At 73.8% G+C, this 14,745-nt stretch carries 15 protein-coding genes; 10 read left to right on the plus strand and 5 right to left on the minus strand.

Annotation, left to right across the window (positions count from 1 at the left end; genetic code table 11):
• The first annotated feature begins 95 nt into the window (after positions 1 to 95).
• From ACI79K_RS14540 to ACI79K_RS14550, 3 genes are all read left to right on the plus strand, one after another.
• Positions 96 to 1,751 (plus strand): carbamoyltransferase family protein, encoded by a 1,656-nt coding sequence (locus ACI79K_RS14540; RefSeq protein ID WP_456600037.1) that lies wholly within the window; start codon positions 96 to 98, stop codon positions 1,749 to 1,751.
• Positions 1,752 to 1,968: 217 nt separating this feature from the next.
• Entirely contained in the window at positions 1,969 to 2,415 is a 447-nt protein-coding gene (locus tag ACI79K_RS14545; protein ID WP_456590187.1) for a DUF4383 domain-containing protein, read from the plus strand.
• A 119-nt stretch (positions 2,416 to 2,534) separates the two neighbouring features.
• Positions 2,535 to 3,746, plus strand: a complete 1,212-nt coding sequence (locus tag ACI79K_RS14550; protein ID WP_456590186.1) for an acyl-CoA dehydrogenase family protein — start codon at positions 2,535 to 2,537, stop codon at positions 3,744 to 3,746.
• A gap of 63 nt (positions 3,747 to 3,809) precedes the next feature.
• Here the strand turns inward: ACI79K_RS14550 and ACI79K_RS14555 are convergent, their stop codons facing one another.
• Positions 3,810 to 4,064 carry a hypothetical protein gene (locus ACI79K_RS14555; RefSeq protein ID WP_456590185.1) on the minus strand — a complete coding sequence of 85 codons (255 nt, stop codon included), beginning with the start codon at positions 4,062 to 4,064 and terminating at the stop codon, positions 3,810 to 3,812.
• 112 nt (positions 4,065 to 4,176) lie between these two features.
• Here ACI79K_RS14555 and ACI79K_RS14560 point away from each other — a divergent pair, with 112 nt between their 5' ends.
• On the plus strand, positions 4,177 to 4,686 hold the full coding sequence (locus ACI79K_RS14560) for a SigE family RNA polymerase sigma factor (RefSeq protein ID WP_456590184.1): 510 nt from the start codon (positions 4,177 to 4,179) through the stop codon (positions 4,684 to 4,686).
• A gap of 1 nt (position 4,687) precedes the next feature.
• Positions 4,688 to 6,082 (plus strand): hypothetical protein, encoded by a 1,395-nt coding sequence (locus ACI79K_RS14565; RefSeq protein WP_456600038.1) that lies wholly within the window; start codon positions 4,688 to 4,690, stop codon positions 6,080 to 6,082.
• 86 nt (positions 6,083 to 6,168) lie between these two features.
• On the opposite strand, the gene ACI79K_RS14570 is transcribed toward ACI79K_RS14565, so the two are convergent.
• Positions 6,169 to 6,384, minus strand: coding sequence for a hypothetical protein (locus ACI79K_RS14570; protein ID WP_456590182.1), 216 nt, complete (start codon positions 6,382 to 6,384; stop codon positions 6,169 to 6,171).
• A 206-nt stretch (positions 6,385 to 6,590) separates the two neighbouring features.
• Here ACI79K_RS14570 and ACI79K_RS14575 point away from each other — a divergent pair, with 206 nt between their 5' ends.
• Positions 6,591 to 7,541, plus strand: a complete 951-nt coding sequence (locus ACI79K_RS14575) for an acyl-ACP desaturase (protein WP_456590181.1) — start codon at positions 6,591 to 6,593, stop codon at positions 7,539 to 7,541.
• 70 nt (positions 7,542 to 7,611) lie between these two features.
• Here ACI79K_RS14575 and ACI79K_RS14580 read toward each other — a convergent pair whose 3' ends face one another.
• A complete protein-coding gene (locus ACI79K_RS14580; RefSeq protein ID WP_456590180.1) occupies positions 7,612 to 8,130 on the minus strand; it encodes an N-acetyltransferase family protein in 519 nt (172 codons plus the stop codon).
• 77 nt (positions 8,131 to 8,207) lie between these two features.
• The gene (locus tag ACI79K_RS14585) at positions 8,208 to 8,717 is read right to left on the minus strand and encodes a GbsR/MarR family transcriptional regulator (protein ID WP_456590179.1); all 510 of its coding nucleotides are present in this window, start codon (positions 8,715 to 8,717) and stop codon (positions 8,208 to 8,210) included.
• A gap of 75 nt (positions 8,718 to 8,792) precedes the next feature.
• Here ACI79K_RS14585 and ACI79K_RS14590 point away from each other — a divergent pair, with 75 nt between their 5' ends.
• Positions 8,793 to 9,722, plus strand: a complete 930-nt coding sequence (locus tag ACI79K_RS14590) for an ABC transporter ATP-binding protein (protein ID WP_456590178.1) — start codon at positions 8,793 to 8,795, stop codon at positions 9,720 to 9,722.
• The gene (locus ACI79K_RS14595; protein ID WP_456600039.1) at positions 9,719 to 11,323 is read left to right on the plus strand and encodes an ABC transporter permease; all 1,605 of its coding nucleotides are present in this window, start codon (positions 9,719 to 9,721) and stop codon (positions 11,321 to 11,323) included. The genes ACI79K_RS14590 and ACI79K_RS14595 overlap by 4 nt, the downstream gene beginning before the upstream one ends.
• Positions 11,324 to 11,362: 39 nt before the next feature.
• On the opposite strand, the gene ACI79K_RS14600 is transcribed toward ACI79K_RS14595, so the two are convergent.
• The gene (locus ACI79K_RS14600; RefSeq protein WP_456590176.1) at positions 11,363 to 12,907 is read right to left on the minus strand and encodes an LCP family protein; all 1,545 of its coding nucleotides are present in this window, start codon (positions 12,905 to 12,907) and stop codon (positions 11,363 to 11,365) included.
• 164 nt (positions 12,908 to 13,071) lie between these two features.
• Between ACI79K_RS14600 and ACI79K_RS14605 the strand changes: the two genes are divergently transcribed.
• Entirely contained in the window at positions 13,072 to 13,860 is a 789-nt protein-coding gene (locus ACI79K_RS14605) for an exodeoxyribonuclease III (protein ID WP_456590175.1), read from the plus strand.
• Positions 13,861 to 13,882: 22 nt separating this feature from the next.
• Positions 13,883 to 14,629, plus strand: coding sequence for a peroxide stress protein YaaA (yaaA, locus tag ACI79K_RS14610; protein ID WP_456590174.1), 747 nt, complete (start codon positions 13,883 to 13,885; stop codon positions 14,627 to 14,629).
• Positions 14,630 to 14,745 lie beyond the last annotated feature (116 nt).

Below are 14,745 nucleotides of genomic sequence, written 5' to 3' on the forward strand. Positions count from 1 at the left end.
GGGACGTCGCCTCGCTCGCCGTGCGGGGTCGGCGGACCGGCGTGATCATGAGACCGGACCGGGAGGCGTCAGCCCGGCCAGGAGGAGAGCACAGCGTGAAGGTCCTCGGCATCAACGCGATCTACCACGACCCCGCCGCGGCGCTGGTCGTCGACGGCCGGATCGTGGCCGCCGCCGAGGAGGAGCGGTTCAGCCGGCGCAAGCACGGCAAGCGCCCCCTGCCGTGGAGCGCGTGGGAACTGCCGGAGCTCTCGGCGGCCTGGTGCCTGAAGGAGGCGGGCATCCGGCCCGAGGAGCTCGACGCCGTCGCCTACTCATTCGACCCGTCCCTCATGGGGACGCCGGAGGAGTCCGGGCTCTTCGACGACGGCGACACCATGCGCAAGAAGTACGCCGAGATGGCGCCGGACTTCCTGGCCCACGCCCTGCCCGGGCTGGACCCGGCGAAGGTCCGCTTCGTCAAGCACCACGTGGCCCACGCCGCCTCCGCGGGCAAGGCCGCGCCGCAGCGGGACAACGCCGTCCTCGTGCTCGACGGTCGCGGGGAGGCGCACAGCCACCTGGCCGGCCGCTACGTGGACGGCCACCTGGAGGTGCTCGCCGGCCAGGCGCTGCCCCACTCCCTCGGGCTGATGTACGAGGAGCTCACCGACCACCTCGGCTTCCTGCGCAGCTCCGACGAGTTCAAGGTCATGGCGATGGCCTCCTACGGCAAGCCGCGCTTCCTCGGCGAGCTCTCCGAGCTCATCCGCGCGACCGACGACGGCGGCTTCCGCACCGAGAAGATCGACTTCGCCGAGTTCGCGCCCCGCCTGGCCAAGGGCGAGGACTGGACCGAGGCCCACGCCGACCTGGCCGCCAGCGTGCAGACCCGCCTCGAGGAGGTGCTGGTCGACCTCGCCCGCTGGGTGCACGAGCAGACCGGCGAGAAGACCCTCACCATGGCCGGCGGCACCGCGCTCAACTGCGTGGCCAACACCCGCGTCCTCGCCGAGAGCCCGTTCGAGCAGGTCTGGGTGCAGCCGGCGGCCGGCGACGCCGGCACCGCGCTGGGTGCGGCGCTGCACGTCGCCGCGGAGCTCGGCGAGCGCACCGAGCCGATGGCAGGGGCGGCGCTCGGCCGCGGGTGGAGCGACGACGAGATCGAGCAGTTCCTGCAGACGGCGGCCATCGACTACGAGCGGCCCGACGACGTCGCCGAGGCCGTCGCCGAGGTGCTCGCCGACAACGGGATCGTCGCCTGGTTCCAGGGCCGCAGCGAGTACGGCCCGCGCGCGCTGGGGCACCGCTCGCTGCTCGCCCACCCCGGCTTCGAGGCCAACCTCGAGCGGATGAACGACGTCAAGGGCCGCGAGCAGTTCCGCCCGGTGGCACCGATGGTCCTGCTGGAGCGGGCGCCGGAGATCTTCAGCCGTGGCCCGATCCCCTCGCCGTACATGCTGTTCGTCCACGACGTCGCCGAGGAGTGGCGGGAGCGCATCCCCACGGTCACCCACGTGGACGGCACGGCGCGGATCCAGACCATCGACCCGGAGACCGAGCCGCTGGTGCACCGCATGATCTCGGCCTTCGAGCGGCGCACCGGCCTGCCCGTGGTCGTGAACACCAGCCTGAACACCGCCGGGCGCCCGATGGTCGACGACCCCCGGGACGCCCTGGAGTGCTTCGGCTCGGCACCGGTCGACCTGCTGGCCATCGGCCCGTTCGTCGTCCGCCGGGCGAGGGCCACGCCGCGCCCCGGGCGCGGCTGAACCCCGCGACGCCGCACGTCCCCGCCGGCGACGCGGCCCGCCGTCGTGACCGGCGCGGGTCACGCGCTCCACGGGCGGGTCGCCGCCAGGTGACGATCCGGCAACGGCCGTCCCCCGAACCGGTGGCCCTCGTTAGTCGTGCTCAGCCCCGGGTAACGGGCTGCTGGCAGCCACCTGTCAAGAACCTGGCAGGTCTCACGACCCATGGGAGGACACGATGTCTGCAACAGGCAACACCGGAGCGGACCGGCGGGGCATGACCTGGCCGCAGATGCTGGCACTGGCCATCGGTGCGATCTATCTGCTGGTCGGCATCATCGGCTTCTTCGTCACCGGCTTCGACGACTTCTTCGCCCACGACACGAACGAGACGATCCTGGGCTTCGAGGTCAACCCGTTCCACAACATCGTGCACATCGTCATCGGCGCGGCGGGCCTGGCCCTGTTCCGGACCCTGAGCGGGGCTCGCACGTATGGCTGGCTGCTCGCCATCGGCTACGGTGCGGCGTTCATCTACGGCCTCTTCGCCGTGAACGCCGAGTGGGACTTCCTGAGCCTGAACTGGGCGGACAACTGGCTGCACCTGGTCAGCGCCCTGGCCGGTCTGGCGATCGCACTGGGCCCGGTGCGCGACGCCGTCGAGGGGCGCCGTACGCGCGCCTGAGAGGACCCGTCCGGGGAGCCGGGCCTGCCGCCATCCAGCGGTGGGCCCGGCTCTGCCGCGTCCGGGGCCGGCTCACCCCCGATGCGACGGCGATCACGTCCGGCGCTACGTTGCCGGGCATGGACTTCGCTCTCTCGCCCAAGGCCGAGGACGTCTGCGCCCGCGCGTGGGACTTCATGCGCGAGCACGTGTTCCCCGCCGAACCCGTCTACGACGCCTGGCGCGCCGAGCGCGGCCACGACAACCACGAGCACCCGCCGATCCTCGAGGAGCTCAAGGCCGAGGCGCGCAAGCGCGGCCTGTGGAACCTCTTCCACCACGAGCTGGGCGGCCTCTCCAACCTCGAGTACGCCTCGGTCGCCGAGATCACCGGCTGGTCGCCGGTCATCGCACCCGAGTCGATGAACGTCGGCGCGCCGGACACCGGCAACATGGAGACGCTCATGCTGTTCGGCACGCCCGAGCAGAAGGAGCGCTGGCTCAACCCGCTGCTGGAGGGGGAGATCCGCTCCGGCTTCGCGATGACCGAGCCCGACGTCGCCAGCTCCGACGCCCGCAACATCCAGACCTCGATCGTCCGCGACGGCGACGAGTACGTCATCAACGGCCGCAAGTGGTGGACCTCCGGCGCCGCGGACCCGCGCTGCCAGATCTTCATCGTCATGGGCAAGACCGACCCGGACGGGCCGCCGCACCGGCAGCAGTCGATGGTCCTCGTCCCCCGCGACACCCCGGGGCTGGAGATCATCCGCCACCTGCCGGTCTTCGGGTACCAGGACCAGCACGGCCACTCCGAGCTGCGGTTCACCGACGTCCGGGTCCCGGCCACGAACATCCTCGCCGGCGAGGGCGACGGCTTCATGATCGCCCAGGCGCGGCTGGGCCCCGGCCGCATCCACCACTGCATGCGCGCCATCGGCATGGCCGAGCGGGCGCTGGCGCTCATGGTGGAGCGGACCCAGAACCGGGTCGCGTTCGGCCGGCCGCTGTCCGAGCAGGGCACCGTGCGGGAGGCCATCGCGCTCTCGCGCATCGAGATCGACCAGGCCCGCCTGTACGTGCTGAAGACCGCCGACCTGATCGACAAGTACGGCGCGAAGGGCGCCCGGACCGAGATCTCCGCGATCAAGGTCGCCGCACCCAAGGTGGCCCTCGACGTCATCGACCGCGCGATCCAGGTGCACGGCGGCGCGGGCGTCAGCAACGACACCGTGCTCGCCCGCTTCTACGCCAGCGCGCGGACGCTGCGCATCGTCGACGGCCCGGACGCGGTGCACATCCGCGGCGTGGCCAAGGAGGAGCTGGCGCGGGAGCGCCCCTTCACCGGCTGAACGAGGCCCGCACGACCGGTGGCCCGGAACCGCTCGTGGTTCCGGGCCATCGCCGTCCCCGGCTCAGGGGGTGAGCGTCGTCCCGAAGCCCCCACCCGCGAGCTTGCTCATCAGCTGCGTCCGGTCCAGCCCCACCGCGGCCAGCGCGTCGCCGTCCCGGTCGGTGTCGATCTCGTCGGGGAGGCGCGCCTCGACCTGGTCGGCCGTGCCGTTGTCCCCCTCGGTGCGCAGCACGCGCACCAGCTCCTTCTTGTCCAGCTTCACCCGGTCCTCCGTCCGCCGCCCGTCGGGCGTCGTCGTGAGTGTGGTGCGGGTCACCACGGGTCGCAACGGCGCCCGAGCGGAACCGTTCAGGTCACGATCCGGTCACGGCGGCGTTCGTCCACCCACCCCTCGGCCGTCCTAGTCAGTGACGACGGAGGGGGGCCCGGTGGGACGAACGGACGACGACGCCTTCGAGGCGTTCGTCGCGGCACGGTCCGGTGAGCTGCTCCGGACCGCCGTGCTGCTGACGAGGGACCGCGGTCACGCCGAGGACCTGCTGCAGACGGCGCTGGTGAAGGCCTACCGCCGCTGGGGACGGATCTCCGGCGACCCCTTCCCGTACGTGCGCCGGGTGCTGGTCACCAGCGCCGCGAGCTGGTGGCGGTTGCGCAGCACCCAGGAGATCGTGTCGCTGCCCGCGCACGACCCCGCCACCCCCGACGCGACCGACGCCCTCGCCGAGCGGGAGCGGATGGCCCAGGCGCTCGGCACCCTCCCGCCGCGCATGCGGGCAGTGCTCGTCCTCCGCTACACGGAGGACCTCAGCGAGGCGGCCACCGCCGAGCTGCTCGGCTGCTCGGTGCACACCGTGCGGAGCCAGACCGTCCGAGGCCTCGCCCGCCTCCGCACCGCCCTCGCTGCCACCGTCCCCGCCAACGCCTTCGAGGAGTGCTGACGTGACGATCTCCGACGGCGATCTGGAAGCCGGCCTGCGAGACCTGCGCTACCGCGCCGACGTCACCGCGCCTCCCCCGGCCGACCTGGCCGAGCGCACCCGCGCGCGGTACCGCGCCCAGCGGCGGTCCCGGACGGCCATGGCCGTCGGCGGCCTGGTGGCCTTGGCGGTCGCCGTCGGGGTGCCGGTCACGACCTCCGGCCTGCTGAGCGGCGAGCGGGGCGGCGAGGTCGCGGTGCCGGGCAGCCCGACCCGGAACCCGGCGCCCTCCCTCTACGACCTGCCGACGCGCGGCTCGCTCGCCGGGGACGAGGAGTGGCTGGCCGGGGTCCGCGAGCTGGACTGGGTCCCTCCGGAGCTCGCCGCCCAGCTGCCGCCGGGCGTCGAGCTGCCCGATCCACCGGTCGAGACCCGCCGGGTCGCGTGGGCGGGTGAGGTGGCCGGCAGCCGGGTGACGCTCGTCCTCGGCCGGACCGAACAGGAGGGCGTGGTCCAGGCCTGGTTCACCGGTCCCCGCGACGCCGCACCGGACGAGATGGTCCCGGTCGGCCTTCTCGCGCCAGCCCCCGGCCTGGAGTCCGCGGAGCTGTTCGCCGCCCCGTACGGGGCGCCCGAGCAGCGCATGGTGGTGGTCGTCGGCGCGCCCGGGGACGAGGCCCGGGTGCTGACCGGCCGGACGGTGACCGCGTCGGCCGACGTCGTCGACCAGTGGGAACCGGTGCCGATGGAGGAGGGCGCCGGCGCGCTGGCGCTCGGCGGGTCCTCCGACTGGCCGACAGGCCTCTCCGTGGAGCTGTCCCGGCCCGGCCAGAGCCGGCCCCTCGACCGCGCCAACACCACCGAGGAGGACCTGACCAGGGCCTGGAACGAGCCGGTGGAGATCGCCGACCCCCGCGGGCTGCGCGGGCTCGCCCACGAGGAGGTGCTACAGCAGGCCGCGATACAGCTCGCCGGGCGGTACGGGTTGCCGCTCCGCGACCTCCGCCCGACCCTGCTCGCCGCCGGCGCCGTGGACGGTGACCCGGGGACCCGGACCCTGCTCCTGGGCGTGACCTTCCCCTCGGGCGCGACGGGGGCCGCGTTCGTCGACTACTGGACGGACCAGTTCGACATGGCGCAGGAGGACTCGTTCCGCGTCGCGCTGGCCCCGGCCGGCACCCCGCTCCTGGAGCGGGTGTTCGCCGTGCCGACGTCGAACTCGGTCACGATCAGCGGGCCGGAGTCCGGCGCCCTGGCCGAGATCTATCTCGCCGACGGCAGGCTGCACGCCACGGTGCCGCTGGTGGACGGCGCCGGGGTGGGTCCGCTGGGGTCACCGACGCCCGACCGGGTGCGGATCCTGGACGCCAGGGGTGCGGTCGTCGCCGAGGCGCCGGTCTCGGAGCCCGACGGATGAGCGAGCCGGCGTCGGTGACCGCGATGCGGCAGCTGGCCGAGGAGGCCCGGCGGCGCGGAACGGCCGTCGCGCGACGGTTCGAGCACTCAGCCCCGGGTGGCGCGACGGACGAGGAGACCGCCGACGACCGCGAGCACCACCGCCACGGCCAGCTGGCCGATGCCCACGCCCGCCTGCTCGGCGGCGAACCAGGTCGGCGAGGACACCAGGAGCACGAAGGCGACCCCCAGGACGAGCAGTCCGATCAGGCGTTCGCGGCGGGCGTTGCGTGAGACGGGAGCGCCGGGGGACGGGTCGGTCATGCCCCCACCCTGCCAAACCGGCCCGCGCGCCGACCGGAGACGGCAGCCGGCCCGTTCGGGTCGGACGGCGGGGCCGGGCGGGCGCTTCCTCCCGGATGCCCGATCGAGGGGTAGCGACAGGCCGTCGGGGGAACCCGTACGAGCACGACCGGAGCCACGTCGGCGTAGGTTGCGACGACGCAGGTCGAGCCGACCCGGAGGTCCCCATGCCCCAGACATCCCCGCAGGCAGCCGTGCTCACCGAGCTCGAACCGGTGGTCGCGGAGAACCTCGACCGGCACATCAGGATGGCCAAGGAATGGCATCCGCACGACTACGTGCCCTGGGACGAGGGGCGCAACTTCGCCTTCCTCGGCGGCGAGGACTGGTCCCCCGAGCAGTCCCGGCTGGACGCGACGGCCAAGGCCGCGATGTTCGTGAACCTGCTGACCGAGGACAACCTGCCCAGCTACCACCGCGAGATCGCCACCCGCTTCGGCCGGGACGGCGCCTGGGGGCAGTGGGTGGGCCGCTGGACCGCGGAGGAGGGGCGGCACGGTGTCGCGCTGCGCGACTACCTGGTCGTCACCCGCGGCGTCGACCCGGTGGAGCTGGAGCGGGCCCGGATGGACTACATGACCACCGGCTACGACTCCGGGGACAAGACCCCGCTCGAGGCCGTCGCCTACGTCTCGTTCCAGGAGCTCGCCACCCGGGTGTCGCACCGCAACACCGGCAAGGCCACCGGCGACCCGATCGCGGACAAGCTGCTGGCCCGCATCGCAACCGACGAGAACCTGCACATGATCTTCTACCGCAACCTGGTGACGGCGGCGTTCGACATCGACCCCGACGAGATGATGAAGGCCGTCGCCAAGGAGGTCATGACCTTCGAGATGCCCGGCGCGAACATGGCCAACTTCCGGAAGAACTCCACGATCATCGCCAAGGCCGGCATCTACGACCTGCGGCTGCACCACGACGAGGTGGTCAGCCCGATCCTGCGCACCTGGAAGGTCTTCGAGCGCAGCGACCTCGGCCCCGAGGGCGAGCAGGCCCGCGAGCAGCTGGCCGAGTTCCTCGCCGGCCTCGACGCCCAAGCGACGAAGTTCGTGGAGAGCCGCGAGCGGATGCGGGCCCGCATGGCGGCCAAGGGCGAGGTCCCGGTCCAGGTCTGACGCAAGACGTCTGACGCGAGGGGTCTGACGCGAGGGCGACGGGCGGCGGCTCGAACCGTCCGCCCGACGCTCAGAGCGGACAGGCCATGACGATCTCGTCGCGGTCGTCGCCCGGTGCGACCCGGATCGCGCCGGGCAGCCGCCCGACCTCCTGGTAGCCGAGCCCCCGGTAGAACCCGTCCACGCCGGTGCCCCCGCGAACGGTCAGGTGCAGGAATTCCCAGCCCCGGTCCCGGGCGATCCGGTGCACCCCGTCCATGAGCACCCGACCGAGACCCTGGCCCTGGCGCGAGGGGTGCACCTGCACCCGCAGCACCGTCCCCCAGTGGCGGCGCAGCGGGCTCAGCGACCCGACGACGCTGGCGAAGCCCGCCGTCTCGCCGTCCACCTCGAGCAGGGCGAGCACGTCCCGGCCGGAGTGGACGCCCTCCAGGAGCTTGTCGAGCAGCGGGACGACGTCGTCCTGCGTCACCGGCGGCACGAACCCGACGGCGCCGCCGGCGTTGGTGACGTCGGTCCAGCAGGCGAGCAGCTCGGCGCGCAGCGCCGCGTCGACGGTGGCAACGGGCCGGACGGAGGGAGCGGGCACCCGGCCATTCTCCGTGGCGGCGCTCGGCGGCCTGCGGCGCCCCTCGGCGCGCAGCGGGCGGGTGCCCGCGCCCCGGGTCAGCCGGAGCGGCCGGGTACGACGCGACGGACCCGCTCCGCGGGCCAGCGGGCGACCGCCTCGGCGAGCACCTCGTGCAGGAAGGCGAGGAACTCCCGGGTCTCGGCCAGCCGGCGCCCGCCCGGGCGGTCGACGCCGATCAGCTCGATGCCCCCCGCGACGACGTCCTCGAACCGCTGCAACGCCGCCAGCTCCGCCCCGGCGAACCGCGTCCACAGGTTCTCGTCGTCGAGGACGTAGAGGTCGCTGCGCGTCCCCGGCTCCCGTTCGCGGACGAGGAACCCGACCTGCACCAGCTGGCGGACCGCGCCACTGATCGCGGCCGGGCTGACCTGCAGCCCCTCGGCCAGCTCGGCGGCGGTGTAGCGGTCGGCGTCGTCGGCGAGGGCGTAGGCGAAGACCCGGGCCGGCATCGGCGGCATGCCCGACTCCCGCAGGACCAGGGCGAACCGCTCGACGAAGCGGAGCAGGGTGGCCCGCTCCTCGTCCGTCGCATCCACGCTGGTCACTCCCTCACGGTACCGGACCCGTCGGGCACGCAATGAACTTCACAACTTTGTGAAATGAGTGTAGGTTCTGCCGCCGTGACCACAGCCATCTCCGTCTCCGGCCTGGTGAAGACCTTCGGCGCCACCCGCGCCCTCGACGGCCTCGACCTCGAGGTCGCCTCCGGCGAGGTGCACGGCTTCCTCGGCCCGAACGGGTCCGGGAAGTCCACGACCATCCGCGTGCTGCTGGGCCTGCTCCGCCCCGACGCGGGCCGGACCGAGCTGCTGGGCGGTGATCCGTGGCGCGACGCCGTCGCGCTGCACCGCCGGCTCGCCTACGTCCCGGGGGACGTGACGCTGTGGCCGACCATCAGCGGTGGCGAGGCGATCGACCTCATCGGCGCACTGCGCGGCGGCCTCGATCCGCGGCGCCGCACGGAGTTGCTGGAGCGCTTCGACCTCGACCCTCGGAAGAAGGCGCGCACCTACTCGAAGGGCAACCGGCAGAAGGTCGCCCTCGTCGCGGCGCTCGCCTCCGACGCGGAGCTGTTCATCCTGGACGAGCCGACCTCGGGCCTGGACCCGCTCATGGAGGCCGTGTTCCAGGAGTGCATCCGCGAACTGCGCGCCGAGGGCCGGACGGTGCTCCTGTCCAGCCACATCCTCGCCGAGGCCGAGGCCCTCTGCGACCGGGTGAGCATCATCCGGCTCGGCCGGACCGTGCAGAGCGGCACGCTGGCCGAGCTGCGCCACCTCACCCGGATGTCCATGGCGGTGGAGACCGAGCGTCCCGCCGACGGGCTGAGCTCCCTGCCCGGGGTGCACGACCTGCGGCACGAGGACGGCCGGGTGCACTTCGACGTCGACACCGACGCGCTCGACGGGGTGCTGCGCCACCTCGCCCCCCTGGGCGTGCGCGGCCTGACGAGCACCCCGCCCACCCTCGAGGAGCTGTTCCTCCGGCACTACGGCGACGAGCTCGCCGCCGACGGCGTGCCCGTTCCCCAGGAGGCGGGGCGGTCGTGAGCAACGCATCGAGCACGCTCGCCGGCACCGGCGCCCTGTTCCGCTTCGCCCTGCGCCGGGACCGGCTGCGGCTGCCGATCTGGATCGCCGCCGGCACCTTCATGGTGCTCACGCAGTCCGTCTCCAGCCAGGCCCTCTACGACACCCCCGCCGACCTGGCCGCGTACCAGGCCTCGGTCGGCAGCAACGCGGCGACCATCGCGCTGGCCGGCCCCCCGGTCGGGCTGGACACCGTCGCCGGCGCGGTCGCGTTCGAGATCTCCGCGACGCTGATGCTGATCGCCGCGCTGATGGCGATGTTCACCGTCACCCGGCACACCCGCGCCGACGAGGAGGCCGGCCGCACCGAGCTGCTCCGGTCGGCGCGCGTCGGCCGGCACGCGCCGCTGCTGGCCGCCGTGCTGCTCTCCTCGCTGGCGTGCGTCGTGCTGGCGCTGACCATCGGCGCGGCCACGACGGCCTCGGGGCTGCCGGCGGTCGGCTCGTTCGTGCTCGGCGCGTCGGTGGGCGCGTGCGGGCTGGTCTTCACCGGGATCACCGCGGTCGCCGCCCAGGCCACCGGTTCTACCCGCGGCGTCTACGGCCTGGTCGGTGGGCTGTTCGCCGTCGCGTTCGTGCTGCGCGCCATCGGCGACATCGAGGGCAACTGGGTGGTGTGGACCTCGCCGATCGGCTGGGCGCAGGCCACGCACCCGTTCACCGACGACGCCCCCGCCCCCCTGGCACTGTGCCTCGTCGTCGCCGCCGTCCTCGTCGTCGCCGGCTTCGCCCTGCTCGACCGCCGGGACCTCGGCTCCGGGCTCGTGCAGCCCCGGCCCGGCCGGCCCACCGCGCGGCGGGCACTCCTCTCCCCGCTCGGGCTGGCGCTCCGGCTGCACCGCGGTGCGCTCATCGCCTGGACGGTCGGGCTCGGCCTGCTCGGCGTGGTCTACGGCGCCCTGGCGGAGTCGGTCGAGACGCTGATCGCGGGGAACGAGCAGGCACTGGCCGTCTTCGGCGACCCCGACCTCGGCCGGCTCGTCGACGCCTACCTCGGCACGACGTTCGCCGTCACGGCACTGCTGGCCTCGGCCTACGCGGTGTCGGCGGTCCTCCGGGCCCGCACCGAGGAGTCGGACGACCGGGCCGAGGTGCTGCTCGCCACGGCGACCAGCCGCCCGGCCTGGCTGGGCAGCCACGTGCTGGTCGCGCTGCTGGGCTCGGCGCTGGCGATGACCGCCGCGGGGGTGACCACCGGGCTGGTGCGGGTGGCGCAGACGGGGGACGCGGCGGCGCTCGGCCGGATGGTGGGCGCTGCGGTCTCCTACGTCCCGGCCATCTGGGTCGTCGCCGGCGTCGCCGTCGCGCTCTTCGGGCTGCTGCCCCGCCTGGCCGCGGCCGTGGCGTGGGCCGCGGTCGGGCTCTTCCTCGTGATCACCATGTTCGCCGAGTCGTTCGACTGGCCGGGCTGGGTGAGCGACCTGTCGCCGATCGCCTGGATCCCGACGCTGCCGCTCGAGGAGTGGCGACTCGCGCCACTCGTCGGGCTGGCCGGTGTCGCCGGCGTCCTCCTGGCGGCCGGTTTCACCGGCTTCCGCCGGCGGGACATCGCCCTGGGCTGAGCGGCACCGCCCTGGGCCGTCCGGCATCCGCCCGGGTGCTCACTTGGTCGGCGGCTCGCCCTCCGCGCGCGCCTCGGCCGCACGGGCCGGGTCGTAGGCGCAGGCGTCGGCGACGTCGATGACCGGGTCGTCCTCCGGCTCGGGGGCCTCCGGCGGTCCAGGGGCTTCCGCCCCCGGCGCCCCGTCCCCCGGCGGCGCAGGCGCAGGCGCCGGCGGCGGGTCGATCGCCTCCTGCACGAGCTGCCGGATCCGGTCGTAGTCCGGATACGCGGGATCGATCACCGAGGGGTCGAACACGACGCTGCGGATCTCGGCGTCCTTCACGAGGAAGGCCAGGTCGACGAAGTCGTCGAGCCGCGAGCGCGGGATGTCGGTGCTGACGATGTCCTCGGTGGTCGCGGCCAGCTGCTGGTAGCGCTGCAGGAGCGTCACCGGGTCGGCGGCGTCGACGATCGCGGAGATGGTGCAGCGCTGCCGCGCCATGCGGTCGTAGTCGCTCAACCCGAACCGGCCCCGGGCGAACTGCAGCGCGGTGTACCCGTCCATGCGGCGGTCCGGCCCTGGCTCGATGTAGTCGTCGGGCAGCTCGCCGGTGCCCGGGTCGCCGTTGATGGGCACGTAGTAGTTCACGTTGACCGTGATCCCACCGAGCGCGTCGACCAGCCGGCTGAACCCCTCGAGGTTGACCAGCACGAAGTAGTCGATCCGCAGGCCGAGGGCCTCCCCGACGCCCAGCTTCAGGAAGTCGGCGCCCGGGTCGTCGGTGGGGCCGAGGGCGTCGGGGTACCAGGCCGGGCCGTTGCGGTAGACGGCGTTGAGGAGGCTCTCGCTCTCGCTGCCGGCGTCGAAGCCCTCGGGGTAGAGCTCGGCCAGCGGGCTGTCCTCGGGGAACGGCAGGTCCTGGAGGTTGCGGGGCAGGCTGAACAGGAGGGTCTCGCCGGTGGCGGTGTCGGTGCTGGCCACGATGACCGTGTCGGTGCGAACGCCCTCACGCCCCTCCCCGCCGTCGCCCCCCAGCAGCAGCACGTTCACCCGCTCGCGCCCACCGAAGAGCTCGGCGGTGCCGTCGTCCGGCTCCTCGTCGACGGTGGCCGACCTCCGGTCGTCGTCGAACACACCGGCGATGAGGTCCCGCGACGTCGTCGCCAGGCGCCCCACGAAGACGGCCGGGACGACGATCGCCACGACGAGCACCGCCACGACCAACCCGCCGGCGACGCGCCGCCCGCGCGACGTGCCGGCCGGCACGAGCATCCGGTAGCCGGCCACGACGACGGCGATCCACAGCGCGGCCAGCACGCCGATGCCGATGGTGGTCCAGAGCAGGACGTCGGTGTCGACGAGGGTGCGGGCGGCGAACCGCTGTCCCCCGGTGGCCAGCCAACCGGCGGCGGCGGCCAGGAGGAGGAAGACGGTGAGGACGACCGCGCCGAGCCGTCGGCGGCCGGCGGCGAGCAGCGCGACGCCGGGCACCAGCGCGCCGAGGACGGTCCAGCCGAGGGCGGCGCCGAACCCGCGCCGCGGAACGGCCCCCGACGCCCGCGCTCCACGCTGCGGGGCGGGAGGTGTCGTCCCGACGGTCATCCCACGCCCTCCGCGCCAGCCCAGCTCACGCGGCCATGCTCCCACCGTTCGGCCAGGTCGGGACGCCCGCGGCCGGCCCTCCGGGCAGGTCCGCCCGATCCGGCGACACCGACACCCGGGGCGGCCGGGCCGCTCCGTCGGTGGCTCTCCGTAAGCTCCGGGTCGTGCGCCTGGCCACCTGGAACGTGAACTCGATCCGCACCCGCGCCGACCGCGTCGCGGCCTTCCTGGAGCGGCACGACGTCGACGTCCTGGCCATGCAGGAGACCAAGTGCCGGGACGACCAGTTCCCGCTGGACCGGTTCACGGCGCTCGGCTACGAGGTCGCGCACGTCGGCTACTCGCAGTGGAACGGGGTGTCGATCCTGTCCCGCGTGGGGCTGGAGGACGTCACCGTCGGCTTCCCCGGTCAGCCGTGCTGGGGCGAGGAGACCACCTGCGAGGCGCGGGCGCTGGCCGCCACCTGCGCCGGCGTCCGGGTGTGGAGCCTCTACGTGCCCAACGGGCGCACGCTGGCCGACCCGCACTACACCTACAAGCTGGAGTGGCTGGCCGCCCTGCGGGACACGGCGGCGGGCTGGCTGGCCGAGGACCCCGCCGCACAGGTCGCCCTCGTCGGCGACTGGAACATCGCCCCGCAGGACGACGACGTCTGGGACATGTCGGTGTTCAGCCAGTCGACGCACGTCTCCGCCCCGGAGCGGGCGGCCTTCCAGGCGGTGGTCGACGCCGGGTACGCCGACGTGGTCCGCCCGCACGCCCCCGGCCCGGGGGTCTACACCTACTGGGACTACACGCAGCTGCGCTTCCCCCGGCGCGAGGGCATGCGCATCGACTTCGTCCTGGGGTCCCCGGCGCTGGCCGCGCGGGTCGGTGGGGCGTTCATCGACCGCGAGGAGCGCAAGGGGAAGGGCGCGAGCGACCACGCCCCGGTGGTGGTCGACCTGAGCTGACGGGCGCTTAGGCTGGCGCCTCGTGCTCGTCCTGCTGCCCCCGTCGGAGACCAAGGCCCCCGGCGGTGACGGCCCTCCGCTCGACCTCGCCGCGCTCACCGCGCCGCAGCTCACCCCGGTGCGGACCCAGCTCACCGAGGCGCTGGTGGAGCTCGCCGGCGACGTCCCGGCCTCCCGGGCGGCGCTCGGGCTCTCCCCGAAGCAGGACGAGGAGATCGCCCGCAACGCGGCCCTCTTCTCCGCCAGCACGCTCCCGGCCCTGCAGCGCTACACGGGCGTCCTCTACGACGCCCTGGACATCGGCTCCCTCTCCCGGGCGCAACGGGCCCGCGCCGACCGCCGGCTGGCGGTGGGGTCGGCGCTGTTCGGCCTGGTCGCCGGCGGGGACCGGATCCCGGCCTACCGCCTGTCGGCGGGCTCCACGCTGCCCGGTCGGCCCACCCTGCGCGCCCTGTGGCGGCCGGCGCTCGGGCCGGTGCTCGACGGCGTCGAGGGGCTCGTCGTCGATCTGCGCAGCGGTTCCTACGCGGCGCTGGCCCCCGCGCCCGGCGCGGTCACGGTCACCGTGCTGAGCGAACGGCCCGACGGCACCCGCGCGGTGGTGAGCCACTTCAACAAGGCGCACAAGGGCCGGGTGGCCCGGTTGCTCGCCAGCACGACGGCCGAGCCGGACGACGTCGTGCGACTCAGGGGACTGCTGAGGCGGGCGGGGTTGCACGTGGAACATGACGGCGGCACGGCGTTGACCCTGGTCGTGCCCGCCCGGTGAGGCCCATCTCTCCCGCCCATACCGAGCAGTTGGTTGCACGCAACCGGCTAGTCGTGACATAACTGCGGTGATCCGGTGCGCCCGAACAGTGCGGCGCCCGGTGTCACGGATCCGGC

This window comes from Blastococcus sp. SYSU DS0616 (genome assembly GCF_054051015.1).

Excerpts from the sequence above, each read along its gene's own strand:
- ACI79K_RS14545 (WP_456590187.1), top strand. The coding sequence starts at position 1,969 with ATGTCTGCAACAGGCAACACCGGAGCGGACCGGCGGGGCATGACCTGG.
- ACI79K_RS14570 (WP_456590182.1), bottom strand. The coding sequence starts at position 6,384 with ATGACCGACCCGTCCCCCGGCGCTCCCGTCTCACGCAACGCCCGCCGC.
- ACI79K_RS14550 (WP_456590186.1), top strand. The coding sequence starts at position 2,535 with ATGGACTTCGCTCTCTCGCCCAAGGCCGAGGACGTCTGCGCCCGCGCG.
- ACI79K_RS14600 (WP_456590176.1), bottom strand. The coding sequence starts at position 12,907 with ATGACCGTCGGGACGACACCTCCCGCCCCGCAGCGTGGAGCGCGGGCG.
- ACI79K_RS14575 (WP_456590181.1), top strand. The coding sequence starts at position 6,591 with ATGCCCCAGACATCCCCGCAGGCAGCCGTGCTCACCGAGCTCGAACCG.